Raw genomic sequence first — 12,764 nt, forward strand, 5'->3', positions numbered from 1 at the left:
CTTGGGGCTTGCATCAACCGATGATGCGGGTGGCGGTGGCATCGAGCTTGGGCGGCGTCTCGAAGGTATGGAACGGCGCCGGCGAAGGCACTTCCCACTCCAGGCCCTCGGCGGCCTCCCAGGGCTTTTGCGGTGCCTTCTCGCCCTTGCCGCGCATGGCGGGCACGACGACGAAGAGGAAGAAATACACCTGCATCAGGCCAAAGCCCAGCGCGCCCAGCGAGGCCACCATATTGAAGTCGGCGAACTGCATGGGGTAGTCGGCATAGCGGCGCGGCATGCCGGCCAGGCCCAGGAAGTGCATGGGGAAGAAGGTGACGTTGAAGAAGATCAGCGAGCCCCAGAAGTGGATCTGGCCGCGCGTCTCCGAATACATCACGCCGGTCCACTTGGGGGCCCAGTAGTAGTAGGCCGCGAACATGGAGAACAGCGATCCGGCCACCAGCACGTAGTGGAAGTGGGCCACCACGTAGTAGGTGTCCTGCAGCTGGATGTCGATGGGCGCCATCGACAGGATCAGGCCCGTGAAGCCGCCCATGGTGAACACGAAGATGAAGCCCACCGAGAACAGCATGGGCGTCTCGAAGGTCATGGAGCCGCGCCACATGGTGGCCACCCAGTTGAAGATCTTCACGGCCGTGGGCACCGAGATCAGCATGGTGGCGTACATGAAGAACAGCTGGCCGGTCACGGGCATGCCGGTCGTGAACATGTGGTGCGCCCACACGATGAAGGACAGGATGGCGATGGACGAGGTCGCATACACCATGGAGGCATAGCCGAACAGCTTCTTGCGGCTGAAGGCCGGCACGATCTGGCTGATGATGCCGAAGGCCGGCAAGATCATGATGTAGACCTCGGGGTGGCCGAAGAACCAGAAGATGTGCTGGTACATCACCGGGTCGCCGCCGCCTGCGGGGTTGAAGAAGCTGGTGCCGAAATGGCGGTCCGTCAGCGTCATGGTGATGGCGCCGGCCAGCACGGGCATGACGGCGATCAGCAGGTAGGCGGTGATCAGCCAGGTCCAGGCAAACATGGGCATCTTCATCAGCGTCATGCCGGGCGCGCGCATGTTGAGCACGGTGACGATGATGTTGATGGCGCCCATGATGGAGCTGGCACCCATGATGTGCATGGCCAGGATGGAGGTGTCCATGGACGGGCCCATCTGCAGCGTCAGCGGCGCATACAGCGTCCAGCCCGCGGCGGGGGCGCCACCGGGCATGAAGAACGAGCCCACCAGCATCAGGCCGGCCGGGATCAGCAGCCAGAAGCTGAAGTTGTTCATGCGCGCGAAGGCCATGTCGGAGGCGCCGATCTGCAGCGGCAGCATCCAGTTCGCAAAGCCCACGAAGGCCGGCATGATGGCGCCGAACACCATGATCAGGCCGTGCATGGTGGTCAGCTGGTTGAACAGCTCGGGGTTGACGATCTGCAGCCCGGGCTGGAACAGCTCGGCGCGGATCAGCAGCGCCAGCACCCCGCCCACCATCAGCATGGTGAACGAGAACAGCAGGTACAGCGTGCCGATGTCCTTGTGGTTGGTGGCGAACATCCAGCGGCGCCAGCCCGTGGGCGTGGCGTGGTGGTGATGGTCGTCATGCCCGTGTCCATGCTCGTGCTCATGCGCATGTTCGTGGCCCTCGCCCGCAGGGCTGTGGATGGGGGGAAGTACGGCGCTCATGCTGTTATCTCCAATCGCTCATCTGTCTTGCGGGCTCACTGGCCGGGGAACTTGCCGGTGCGGGCGGCCACGAACTCGGCCGGCTGCACCAGCTGGCCGGTCTTGTTGGACCAGTGGTTCTTGGCAAAGGTGACCACGGCGGCCAGCTCGGTATCGCTCAGCTGTTTCCAGGCGGGCATGGCGCCGTTGGCACGGCCTTCCAGCACCACATGCATCATCTCGGCCGTGGGACCCAGGACGATGGGACTGCCGTCCAGCGGCTTGATGGGACCGGCGCCCTTGCCGTTGGCCTGGTGGCAGGCCGCGCAGTTGGCCGCATAGACCTTCTCGCCGCGTGCCATCAGGTCGGGCAGGCTCCAGACCTTGCTGGGGTCGTCCTTCTTGGCGGCGGCGATCTTCTTTTGCTCGTCCACCCAGGCCTTGTAGCCGTCGCTCGACAGCACCTTCACGTGGATGGGCATGTAGGCATGCTCCTTGCCGCACAGCTCGGCGCACTGGCCGTAGTAGTCGCCGGTCTTTTCGGCACGGAACCAGGTGTCGCGCACAAAGCCGGGGATCGCATCCTGCTTGATGCCGAAGGACGGCACCATGAAGGAGTGGATCACGTCATTGGCCGTGGTGATGATGCGCACCTTGCGGTCCACGGGCACGACCAGCGGGTTGTCCACCTTGAGCAGGTAGTCGTTGGGTGCCTTGGAGACATCGCCGCTGTCGGACAGCGCGCGGTGGCTGCTGTCCAGCGTGGAGATGAAGCTCAGGCCCTCGCCCTCGCCGTTGATGTAGTCGTAGCCCCATTTCCACTGGTAGCCCGTGGCCTTGATGGTGACATCGGCGTTGGTGGTGTCCTTCTGCGCCACCAGCACCTTGGTGGCCGGCAGCGCCATGAGCACGACGATGATGAACGGCACGATGGTCCAGACCACCTCGACCGTGGCCGATTCGTGGAAGTTCGCCGCCTTGGCGCCGCGCGATTTGCGGTGCTTCCAGATCGAATAGAACATCACGGCGAACACGCCGATGAAGATCACCGTGCAGATGATCAGCATCATCCAGTGCAGGTAATGCTGCTCATGCGCGATGCGCGTGACCGCCGGATGAAGGTTGAGCTGATTGACGGCCGGGCCGCCTGGCAGATCTGTCGTCGCATGCGCAAGGGAGCCTCCCCCTGCCACACTCATCAAGCCCCAGAGAACCAGCTTGGTGGAAATGCTTTTCATAGTTTTCACTTACATCTAAGCCTCGGGTTATCCACTCGCTCCGCTGCGCCGGCGTGGGGGCCGCGCAGCCAGACCGTTCAACGCCTGCCCAAAGGGCAACTCCCGGCCTCAACTGTCCGAGCATGCATGAAAGCGCCGCAGATGTGCCTGCGCGCAATCACCAATAGCGTGCCAGCCGGCATCAACGGCAGCTCGGACGTGGGACCAGGATTCGGGCGTACAGCCATCCCCGCCTGCGCCTGCAGGCGCATGAATTCGGAGGACAGCAGCAAGGTGGACGGAAGAATGCGCGCACGCCGGCCATTCAGGGCATGTGTGCCATGGGGGCCGGGAGCGGATTGGAAAAGGGGACGCATGCGGCCCGGCATGCGACGCAGAAGAGGGGACAGCAGGGACAGAAAGACCAGTGCCCGCTCCCAGAGGAACAGGCACTGCTGCAGCCGGTGATGATCAAACTCGTGGGCGGGCCGCTCCTGGATGGGTCGGCCCGTTCTCGTTCCCGTGGCAAAACGAAACACCAAATCGTCTCCCCTTTCGGCCTGCGGACCGCTGGTCTTTTCCCGGCCCGGGAAAGCGAGCCCAGGGAAAAGCTGTTGTCTCTGTCAGCTCGGGAAAAGTGTAGACGTTTTTGTTTTCGATCAATGACCGGAAAGCGACATTGGGGCTATCGCAAACCCGTGTTGCGCGGCTGGCGCAGCATGCTGCGCATGTCCTCCAGCGATACGGCGCTGCTGGACTCCAGGCGCACGCGCGGCTGCGGCTTGTAGGCGTGGCCGTAGACGATCTCGAAGGTCAGCGCCAGCTGCCCGTCGGGGCCGGCCAGGCGCTCGCGCAGGGCATCGTGCAGGCGCTGCTGCCAGCGTCGGCCGCGCAGGGCGGCAAAGCGCTGCGGATGGAAGTTGCGGCCCAGCTCGCGCAGCTCCTGCAGCAGCCGCTCGGGCGTGGCAAAGGTCAGCGTGATGTGCTCCATGTCCATCACCGGCTCGCTGAAGCCTGCGTGCACCAGCATGTCGCCCCAGTCATGCATGTCGGTGAAGGCCTGGCCGGCGGGCGGCCAGCCGAGCTGGGCGTAGATGGCGTGCAGCTCGCGCAGCGTATCGGGCCCCAGGCAGGAGAACATCACATAGCCGTCCACGGACAGCGCCTGGTGCCAGCGCGTGATCAGCGCCTGCGGGTCGGCCTGCTGGTGCAGGGCCATGTTGGCCCACAGCATGTCCACGCCGGCAGGCTCGGGCTCGCCGAAGCGCGTGGCGCCCCCGGTCCAGCGCGCGGGCTGCCACCAGCGCGCGCCCAGCTGCTCGCGGGCGGCGGCCTCATGCAGCGGCGAGGCTTCATAGACCAGGCATTCGGACTGCGCATAGCGCTGGCGCAGCAGCGCATGGGCCTGCAGGCCGCCGCGCACGGGCTGCCAGTGGCACCAGCGCTGGGGCGGCTTGACGATCCAGTCCAGCCGCTCCTGCATGCGGCGCGCCACCTCCTCATGCAGCCACGGCGAGGCCGCAGGCGCGGCCTGCTGCCAGCGCAATGCGGCGGCCGGATCGATGGTGGGGGGCAATTCGTGGGACATGGCTGGGCGGGGAATCCGGGCTCCTCGAAAGACAGGCGCCCGGCCCCGGAGCAAAGGGGTGGCGGACGCGGCGCGAGTATATTGACTCCATGCCCAACCTGCCTGCGTCATGGCTTTCGCACTGGCATGCCGGCCTGCCCAGCCAGTGCGCCGTCTGCCGCCGCTGGCCGGCGCAGCGCCTGTGCCAGGACTGCCGCTTGCGCTGGGCCAGGCCGCTGCCGCGCTGCGGGCTTTGTGCCATGCCGCTGCCAGCGGGGCACGGCGCCAGCGGGGGCCAGCAGGTCTGCGGCGCCTGCCTGGTCAAGCCTCCGCCACTGACGCACTGCCTTGCCGCGCTGGACTACGCCTATCCCTGGCACACGGTGATCGGCGACTTCAAATTCCGGGGAGACACCGGCCTGGCACGCAGCCTGGCCGCCCTGCTGCTGGAGCAGCACGGGGCCCGCGAGCAGCTGGAGCAATGCGATCTGCTGCTGCCCATGCCCCTGTCTGCCCAGCGCCTGCGCGAACGCGGCTTTCACCAGGCCCTGGTGCTGGCCCGTGCGCTGTCCGGCCCATCCACCCGCGGCAAGCTGCGGCACCAGGCCGTGCAGCGCACCCACACGGCACAGGCCCAGCACGACCTGCCGCGCGCCCTGCGCCTGCGCCAGCTGCGCGGGGTCTTTGCGGTGCCGCCGGCGCAACTGCACCATGTGCGCGGCCGCAGGGTCCTGCTGATCGACGATGTGATGACCACGGGCGCCAGCCTGCATGCGCTGGCCACCTGCCTGCGGCGTGCAGGCGCGGCCCAGGTCAGCGCCCTGGTGCTGGCGCGCACGCCCTGATCGTGGGGGCTCGGGGCCCGGGGGCATAGGCCGCCGCGAGACAATACGGGCCATGTTCCATATCGTTCTCGTCGCGCCGGAGATCCCGCCCAATACCGGCAATGTGATCCGTCTGGCCGCCAACACCGGCTGCAGCCTGCACCTGATCGAGCCGCTGGGCTTTTCCATGGAAGACCGCCTGATGCGCCGCGCCGGCCTCGACTACCACGAGTACGCGCCCGTGCGCCGCCATGCCGACTGGCAGGCCTTCTTGCAGGACTGCCAGCCGGACCGCCAGCGCATGTTCGCCATGACCACGCACAGCAGCAGCCCCGCCCACGCCATCGGTTTCCAGCCCGGCGACTGGCTGGTGTTCGGCTCCGAAAGCAAGGGCCTGCCCGCCGAGGTGCGCGAGCAGTTCCCGCCGCAGCAGCGCCTGCGCCTGCCCATGCTGCCGCAGCAGCGCAGCCTGAACCTGTCCAATGCCGTGGCCGTGACCGTGTTCGAAGCCTGGCGCCAGCAGCAATTCGCGGGCGCTGCCCTGGCCGAGGGAGCAGCCGGCGCGGCCTGAGCGATCGGCCGGACCGGGCGGAAAGTTCCCGGCCGATTGTTTCAACAGCTGAAAAAGCGCATTGCCAATCCAAGGGTTTTTCCCGATTCCAAGCCGCCCTACATTTGAGTCATGGGCTCTACGTTACCAAGCGATTTCCGCAAAGAACGCCCTGTCCCAGAAACAAAACAAAGGACTTGAATCATGAAGAACACCCGCCGTTTTGCCGTCCTGGCCGCCCTCTCCATCTCCGCCATCGCCGCCCAGGCTGCCGGCTTCGACTACGCCGACAACAGCAGCTACCCGCCCGAAGTGAAGACCCAGAGCACGCTGACACGCGCCCAGGTCATGGCCGACCTCAAGGCCGCCCAGGCCAATGGCACCATGCCCTCCGTCGCCGAAGGCTACCTGCCCATCCAGAACACTGCCACCGCCACCGTGAGCCGCGATGAAGTGCGCCGCGAAGCCGCCGCCGCCGAGCGTTCGGGCCAGCTGAACTTCGGCGCCTGAGCCTCAGCCCCCCGCAACCGCTGCCACCACGCAGCCAGCCCGCAGGTGCCCCCTGCGGGCTTTTTTCATCGCCGGGCCGCCCCAAGATGAAAGCGCCCCTTGGGGGGGGGGCAGCGGACCTTGCGTAGCAAGGGTAGCGTGGGGGTCAGTTTTCGTTCAAGCCTTGGCGCCGTAGTTGCGGGCCACGGACTCGGCCACGCAGGCGGGCTTGTCGGCGCCTTCGCGCTCCACGGTCACCAGCCAGGTCATCTGCAGCCCGCCGGGCTCGATGGGCTCGGCGGCCTGCAGCGTCAGGCGCGCACGCAGGCGGCTGCCCACGGGCACGGGAGAGGTGAAGCGCACGCGGTTGAGGCCGTAGTTCACGCCCATTTGCGCGCCTTCGATGTGAAAGCAGTTCTGGAAAAACTGGGGGATCAGCGACAGCGTCAGAAAGCCGTGCGCAATCGGCGCGCCGAAGGGGCCCTTGGACGCGCGCTCGGGGTCCACATGGATCCATTGCTGGTCGCCCGTGGCATCGGCGAACAGCTGCACCTGCTGCTGGGTGATGGTGATCCAGTCGCTGACGGCGACTTCCTGCCCCACGCAGGCACGCACTTCGGAATAGGAATGGAAGGTTTTCATGCCCCAAATGGTAGGGGCCGGTGCCCCGCGCTCCATGTCGGGCGCGCGACAGGCTAGGGTTAGTCCAGGGTGGATGTCACCTGGACGCGCGCTGAACAAAGAACAGGCCTGTGCCCACGGCCATCAGCAGCGCGCCGAAGACCCGGTTCTGGCTGCGCACCGCACGCGCGCTGCGCATGAAGCCGCGCAGCGCGCTGGCGCTGGCCGCATAGCCGTGCATGACCATGGTGTCCACGGCCAGCATGGTGGCGGCCAGGATCAGCAACTGCAGCCACAGCGGGCGGCTGGTGGTCATGAACTGGGGCAGCACGGCCACCATGAAGATGATGCCCTTGGGATTGGTGGCGTTGGTCAGGAAGCCCGTGAGCACGCGGCGGCGCACGCTGAGCTCGGGCATGGATTCCTGGGCGGCCAGGGGTGCGGCACCCGAGCGCCATTGGCTGATGCCCAGGTAGATCAGATAGCAGGCGCCGACGATCTTCACGGCGTTGAACGCCCATTCGGAGGCCAGCAGCAGCGAGCCCACGCCCGCACCGGCGATCAGCAAGATGGTCAGCAGCCCCAGCTGCAGCCCGAAGATGGTGGCGCTGCTCTTGCGCACGCCATACGACAGGCCATGGCTCATGGACAGCACGGCGCCCGAGCCCGGGGAGACCGCAATGATCCAGCAGGCCACAAAGTAGGCGATCCAAGTATGCCAATCCATGCCAAACACCTTAAAAATACGGAGCAGGCCGGCATCTTAAAACTGTGCAGCCGATGTGGCGCACTGCCGCAGCAAAGCCGGATGGGGCGGTGAAGCATTCGGTGGCATTTTTCATCGCCGGGCCGCCCCAAGATGAAAACGGCCCCCTCGGGGGGCGCCCGGCCAGGGGCAGCGGACCTTGCGCAGCAAGGGGAGCGTGGGGGGCATTTTTAACCCTGTCAGGAAGCTGACCCGGCTGTGAGAGTGACACAATCAATTGCCCCAGGGTAAACACCAACTCCAAGATCCCGAGCTCCCATGGAACACAGCGCCCCCATCTGGCTGACCTACGGCTTTCTCTATCTCACCGCCGCCGTGCTGGCCGTGCCCATTGCGCGTGCCCTGGGCCTGGGCGCCATCATTGGCTACCTGGGTGCCGGCATTGCCATGGGCCCCTGGGGACTGTCGCTTGTCAGCAATGTGGATGACATTCTTCACTTTGCCGAGTTCGGCGTGGTGCTGATGCTCTTCGTGATCGGGTTGGAGCTGCAGCCCAGCCGCCTGTGGGAGCTGCGCCGGCCCATCCTGGGATGGGGGCTGGCGCAGATGCTGGCCTGCACGGGCGTGCTGTTCCTGGCGGCCTGGGCCTTCGGCTTTTCCTGGCGCGTGAGCCTGATCGCGGGCATGGGCCTGGCCCTGTCGTCCACGGCCATCTGCCTGCAGGTCATGGCCGAGCGCAACCTCATGCGCACGCCCAGCGGCCAGGCCGGCTTTTCCATCCTGCTGTTCCAGGACGTGGCCGCCATTCCCATCCTGGCGCTGATCCCCATCCTGGGCGCGGTCAAGGCCGCCAATGCCACGCACACCGACAGCCACCTGTGGCTGCAGGTGCTCAAGACCGTGGGCACCATCGCCGCCGTGGTGGTGGGCGGCCGCCTGCTGCTGCGCCCCCTGCTGCGCTGGATCGCGCGCAGCCGCACGCCCGAGATCTTCACGGCCACCTCGCTGCTGCTGGTGGTGGGCATTGCCATGCTGATGGTGCAGGTGGGCCTGTCCATGGCGCTGGGCGCCTTCCTGGCCGGCGTGCTGCTGGCCGACAGCGAGTACCGCAGCGAGCTGGAGACCAACATCGAGCCCTTCAAGGGCCTGCTGCTGGGCCTGTTCTTCATGGCCGTGGGCATGAGCATCGACTTCGGCGTGCTGCTGCGCGCGCCCTGGGCCATGGCGGCCATGGTGCTGGGCTTTCTGGCGCTCAAGGGCGCCGTGCTCTACACCCTGGCCCGCGTGCTGAAGCTGCCCTGGCGCGAGCGCCCGGTGTTCGCCCTGCTGCTGGCCCAGGGCGGGGAGTTCGCCTTCGTGGTGTTCCAGACGGCAGCGCAGTACAAGGTGTTCCACCACAGCATCTCGTCCATGCTGGTGGCCGCCGTGGCCCTGTCCATGCTGATCGGCCCGCTGGTGCTGGTGCTGATGGACAAGCTGCTGCTCAAGCGCTTTGCCGACATGAAGGATTGCCAGGTCGACGGCGCGGGCCAGACTGCCAGGCCCCATGAAATATCGGAGCCGCAGGACGCGCAAATCATCATTGCGGGCTTTGGCCGCTACGGCCAGATCGTGGCACGCGTGCTGCTGACCCAGGGCGTGCCGGCCACCATCCTCGACCACAGCGTGGAGATGCTGGAAGTGGCCCACACCTTCGGCTACCGCGTGTTCTTCGGCGATGCCACGCGCATGGACCTGCTGCGCATTGCCGGCGCGGACAAGGCGCGGGTGCTGGTCATCGCGGTGGACTCTTCCGAGCAATCGCTGAAGATCGCCGCCCGCGTGCGCAAGCGCTTTCCGCACCTGGAGATCGTGGCCCGCGCGCGCGACATGGCCCACTGGTACCAGTTGCGCGACCTGGGCGTGCACCATGTCGAGCGCGAAGTCTTCGAGTCCAGCCTGGTCTCGGCGCGCACCGTGCTGGAACTCGCTGGCCACAGCCCTGCCGAGGCCCAGCGCACAACCACGCGCTTTCGGGAGCACAACCTGGAGCTGATCGAGCGCATGTACCCCCACCACAAGGACCAGGCCCAGCTCATTGCCGTGGCCAAGCAGGGCCGCCAGCAGCTGGTCGAGCAGATGGCCAAGGAGCGGCAGGAGGCCCAGGCGCAGCAGGAGAAGGACCAGGCGCCGCAGGAAGCCCCGCCGCCGCCCGGCCCCTGAAAACCGGGCCTCAGCCCGCGCCTAGCGCTCGCACCATGTGGTCCACGAACTGCGCCAGCTTGGGCAGCTGGCGGCGGTCCGGCAGATAGACCAGGTGCACCGGGCGCGGCAGTGGCACGCAGTCCTGCAGCACGGGCACCAGCCGTCCCGCGGCCATGTCGGCGGCCAGCAGCACCTCGGGCTGCAGGATCAGGCCCAGGCCGCGCAGCGCCGCATGGCGCAGCCCGTCGCCGCTGTTGCAGCGCAGGCGGGCGTCTTCGGGCCACTGCACCGAACCCGAGCCGTCGCCGCGCAGAATCCATTCCGAGCGTCTCTGCCAGACCGCGTAGCTCAGGCAGTCATGGCGCACCAGATCGTCCACGCCACGCGGATGCCCGCGCCGCCGCAGGTACGAGGGCGCCGCCGCAATCACCATGCGATAGGGCTGCAGCGGCCGCGCCACCAGGCCTTCGCCGCCCACGGGGCCGATGCGCACGGCCACGTCGATGTTCTCGCCCACCAGGTCGGCCATGCTGTCGCTCAGTTGCAGGTCCACGCGCACCAGCGGATTGGCCAGCTGGTAGTCGGCCACCAGCGGCGCGATCACATGGTTGCCCAGCGTGGTTGGCGCGCTGATGCGCAGCAGGCCCTGCGGGGCACTGCGGCTGCGCTCCACGGCAGACTCGGCCCAGCGCAACTGCTCGAAGACCTGGCGGCTGTCCTCGTAGAAGCTGCGGCCCACCTCGGTCAGGCTGTGGCGCCGCGTGGTGCGCTGCAGCAGGCGCGCGCCCAGGTGGGCTTCCAGTTGCTGCACATGCTTGCCCACCATCACGGCCGAGATATCCAGGCGCCGCGCGGCCTGGGCAAAGCTGCCGTCCTCGACCACGGCCATGAAGACCTCCATATTGCGCAGCTTGTCCATGGATTGCTAACCAATGCTTAGTAGTACAAAAAGATCTTGCTACTTTATGGCATGAGCGATTTGCAAAACACTGGAGACCTGTTCACTCCTTCCGAAAGAAAACCGCATGAAGATCCTGCTCATCGGTGCCACCGGCACCATTGGCCGCGCTGTCCACGCCCTGCTGGCCCCGCGCCATGAGATCGTCACCGTGGGCCGCAACAGCGGCGACCTGCGCGCCGACTTCACGCAGCCCGAGACGCTGCAGAAAATGTTCGAAGCCGCCGGCCAGGTGGACGCCATCGTCAGCACGGCCGGCAAGCTGCACTTCGGCCCGCTGTCCGAGATGACGGCCGAGCAGTTCAACTCCGGCCTGCAGGACAAGCTGCTGGGCCAGGTGCGGCTCGCCCTGCTGGGCCAGCGCTGGCTGCGCGACGGCGGCTCCATCACGCTGACCAGCGGCGTCGCCGCCACCGAGCCCATCCGCCACGGCGCCAATGCATCGACGGTGAATGCCGCCCTCCACGGCTTCGTCACCGGCGCTGCGGTCGAACTGCAGCGCGGCCTGCGCATCAATGCCGTGAGCCCCACGCTGCTGACCGAATCGGCCCAGGCCTATGGCTCGGTCTTCCCCGGCTTCGAGACCGTGCCCGCCGCGCGCGTAGCCCTGGCATACCAGCGCAGCGTGGAAGGCGCCCAGACCGGCAGGGTCTTCGAGGTGCTCTGATCCCTGTCTTGCGGCGGGCCCTCGGCAAAGTCCTTGCGTGCCCGCCCAAAAAGGCTGCGTGCTACGCTGCGCGCCACCATGTTCAACCCCACCCAAGCCGATGTGCGGCGCTTTTTCTGCGGCGTGCGCACCAAGATGCTGAACGGCGCGCCGATGGAGGCCATAGAGACGCTGGCCAGCCTCTGGATTGCCGAGCATCCCGAGTATTTCGATGACCTCGCCGACGTGGACGCCGCCCTGCTGCGCGACTACGACGCCACGCCCGGCGTGACCAATCCGTTTTTGCACCTGTCCATGCACCTGTCCATCAGCGAGCAGTGCAGCATCGACCAGCCGCGCGGCATACGCCAGGCGGTGGAATTGCTCAGCCGCCGCCTGGACTCGCTGCACGACGCCCACCACGCCACCATGGAATGCCTGGGGCAGATGCTCTGGGAAAGCCAGCGCTCGGGCCGCCCCCCGGATGGCGAAGCCTACATTGCCGCCGTGCAGCGCCGCGCCACCAGCGACGGCGCCAAGGCCACGGGCGGCGCATAGTTCCGGCCGTTCAGCGCCTCAAGACAAAGCCCAAAACAAAGCCCGAAAAAAGCCCGCAATTGCGGGCTTTTGCTTTGGAGGAAAGGCGCGACCTACTGCGATTTCTGGCCGAGGCGGAAATGGGGCTGGGGCAGGGTCTGCAGCTCGCCATCGAGGCTGCCGATGTAGTTGGCCAGCGCCTTGAGTTCGCTGTTGGTGAACTGCTTGGCAATGCCGGCCATCACGCCGTTGCTGCGGCCGATGTGGGGGTTGCCTTCGGTCTTGTAGGACTTGAGGGCAGAGTACAGATAGTCCGCATACTGGCCCGCCACCTTCGGGTAGCTGGGGTCGATGGGCTTGGAAAAACCCTGGCCGTGGCAGGAGACGCAGGCCCCTTTTTGCAGCAGCGCGGCAACCTGGGTGCTGGGCTCGCGGACCTTGGCGTCGGCGGCCTTGGCCACGCCATGCTCGGCGTAGTAGGCGGCCACGTCGGCCATGTCCTGCTCGGTCAGCGGATCGGCGATGCCGCGCATGGTGGGGTGCTTGCGCTCGCCCTTCTGGTAGGCCTGCAGCGCGGCCACGATGTAGGGTGCGCCCTGTCCTGAAATCTTGGGGACCTTGTACACCTCGGGGAAGCTGGCCTGGTAGCCCTGGATGCCATGGCAGCCAATGCACATGGCGATCTTCCCCTCCCCTGCCTTTGCGTCACCTTTGCTTTGCTGGGCCTGTGCCACAGGGGTCACAGATGCGACAGTCAGCGCCAATACCGTGGTCAAAGTTTTTATCATTTTGCGCGCACAAT

General features: G+C 66.6%; 13 protein-coding genes. 6 read left to right on the forward strand and 7 right to left on the reverse strand.

Annotation, left to right across the window (positions count from 1 at the left end; all coding sequences use genetic code 11):
* Window positions 1-13: 13 nt before the first annotated feature.
* The 3 genes from ctaD to AC57B5_RS13895 form a co-directional block, all read right to left on the reverse strand.
* Entirely contained in the window at window positions 14-1,684 is a 1,671-nt protein-coding gene (ctaD, locus tag AC57B5_RS13885) for a cytochrome c oxidase subunit I (RefSeq protein WP_012203603.1), read from the reverse strand.
* A gap of 35 nt (window positions 1,685-1,719) precedes the next feature.
* Complete coding sequence (coxB, locus tag AC57B5_RS13890; RefSeq protein ID WP_013803986.1) at window positions 1,720-2,901, reverse strand: cytochrome c oxidase subunit II; 1,182 nt, start codon at window positions 2,899-2,901, stop codon at window positions 1,720-1,722.
* 664 nt (window positions 2,902-3,565) lie between these two features.
* Window positions 3,566-4,468, reverse strand: a complete 903-nt coding sequence (locus AC57B5_RS13895; RefSeq protein WP_012203600.1) for a class I SAM-dependent methyltransferase — start codon at window positions 4,466-4,468, stop codon at window positions 3,566-3,568.
* Window positions 4,469-4,557: 89 nt separating this feature from the next.
* Between AC57B5_RS13895 and AC57B5_RS13900 the strand changes: the two genes are divergently transcribed.
* The 3 genes from AC57B5_RS13900 (at window position 4,558) to AC57B5_RS13910 (ending at window position 6,331) form a co-directional block, all read left to right on the forward strand.
* Entirely contained in the window at window positions 4,558-5,292 is a 735-nt protein-coding gene (locus tag AC57B5_RS13900) for a ComFC family protein (protein ID WP_496399755.1), read from the forward strand.
* A 52-nt stretch (window positions 5,293-5,344) separates the two neighbouring features.
* A complete protein-coding gene (gene trmL / locus AC57B5_RS13905) occupies window positions 5,345-5,842 on the forward strand; it encodes a tRNA (uridine(34)/cytosine(34)/5-carboxymethylaminomethyluridine(34)-2'-O)-methyltransferase TrmL (protein WP_065346320.1) in 498 nt (165 codons plus the stop codon).
* Window positions 5,843-6,025: 183 nt separating this feature from the next.
* Window positions 6,026-6,331 (forward strand): DUF4148 domain-containing protein, encoded by a 306-nt coding sequence (locus tag AC57B5_RS13910; RefSeq protein ID WP_013803990.1) that lies wholly within the window; start codon window positions 6,026-6,028, stop codon window positions 6,329-6,331.
* A 156-nt stretch (window positions 6,332-6,487) separates the two neighbouring features.
* Here the strand turns inward: AC57B5_RS13910 and AC57B5_RS13915 are convergent, their stop codons facing one another.
* Both AC57B5_RS13915 and AC57B5_RS13920 read right to left on the reverse strand, forming a co-directional pair.
* A complete protein-coding gene (locus AC57B5_RS13915; RefSeq protein WP_034390662.1) occupies window positions 6,488-6,952 on the reverse strand; it encodes a MaoC family dehydratase in 465 nt (154 codons plus the stop codon).
* Window positions 6,953-7,028: 76 nt separating this feature from the next.
* On the reverse strand, window positions 7,029-7,658 hold the full coding sequence (locus AC57B5_RS13920; RefSeq protein WP_269197388.1) for a LysE family transporter: 630 nt from the start codon (window positions 7,656-7,658) through the stop codon (window positions 7,029-7,031).
* A 297-nt stretch (window positions 7,659-7,955) separates the two neighbouring features.
* Between AC57B5_RS13920 and kefC the strand changes: the two genes are divergently transcribed.
* Window positions 7,956-9,839, forward strand: a complete 1,884-nt coding sequence (kefC, locus tag AC57B5_RS13925; RefSeq protein ID WP_043824431.1) for a glutathione-regulated potassium-efflux system protein KefC — start codon at window positions 7,956-7,958, stop codon at window positions 9,837-9,839.
* A gap of 10 nt (window positions 9,840-9,849) precedes the next feature.
* On the opposite strand, the gene AC57B5_RS13930 is transcribed toward kefC, so the two are convergent.
* Window positions 9,850-10,740: a LysR family transcriptional regulator gene (locus AC57B5_RS13930; protein WP_496399756.1), complete on the reverse strand. Its 891-nt coding sequence runs from the start codon at window positions 10,738-10,740 to the stop codon at window positions 9,850-9,852.
* A gap of 106 nt (window positions 10,741-10,846) precedes the next feature.
* Here AC57B5_RS13930 and AC57B5_RS13935 point away from each other — a divergent pair, with 106 nt between their 5' ends.
* Together AC57B5_RS13935 and AC57B5_RS13940 are read left to right on the forward strand one after the other, a co-directional pair.
* Window positions 10,847-11,446 carry a short chain dehydrogenase gene (locus AC57B5_RS13935; protein WP_012203592.1) on the forward strand — a complete coding sequence of 200 codons (600 nt, stop codon included), beginning with the start codon at window positions 10,847-10,849 and terminating at the stop codon, window positions 11,444-11,446.
* A gap of 78 nt (window positions 11,447-11,524) precedes the next feature.
* Window positions 11,525-11,983, forward strand: a complete 459-nt coding sequence (locus AC57B5_RS13940; protein WP_012203591.1) for a DUF1841 family protein — start codon at window positions 11,525-11,527, stop codon at window positions 11,981-11,983.
* A 92-nt stretch (window positions 11,984-12,075) separates the two neighbouring features.
* On the opposite strand, the gene AC57B5_RS13945 is transcribed toward AC57B5_RS13940, so the two are convergent.
* Window positions 12,076-12,750: a c-type cytochrome gene (locus AC57B5_RS13945; RefSeq protein WP_012203590.1), complete on the reverse strand. Its 675-nt coding sequence runs from the start codon at window positions 12,748-12,750 to the stop codon at window positions 12,076-12,078.
* Window positions 12,751-12,764: the final 14 nt, after the last annotated feature.

Source organism: Delftia sp. BGA-UO-ETr-SB1 (assembly GCF_059567865.1).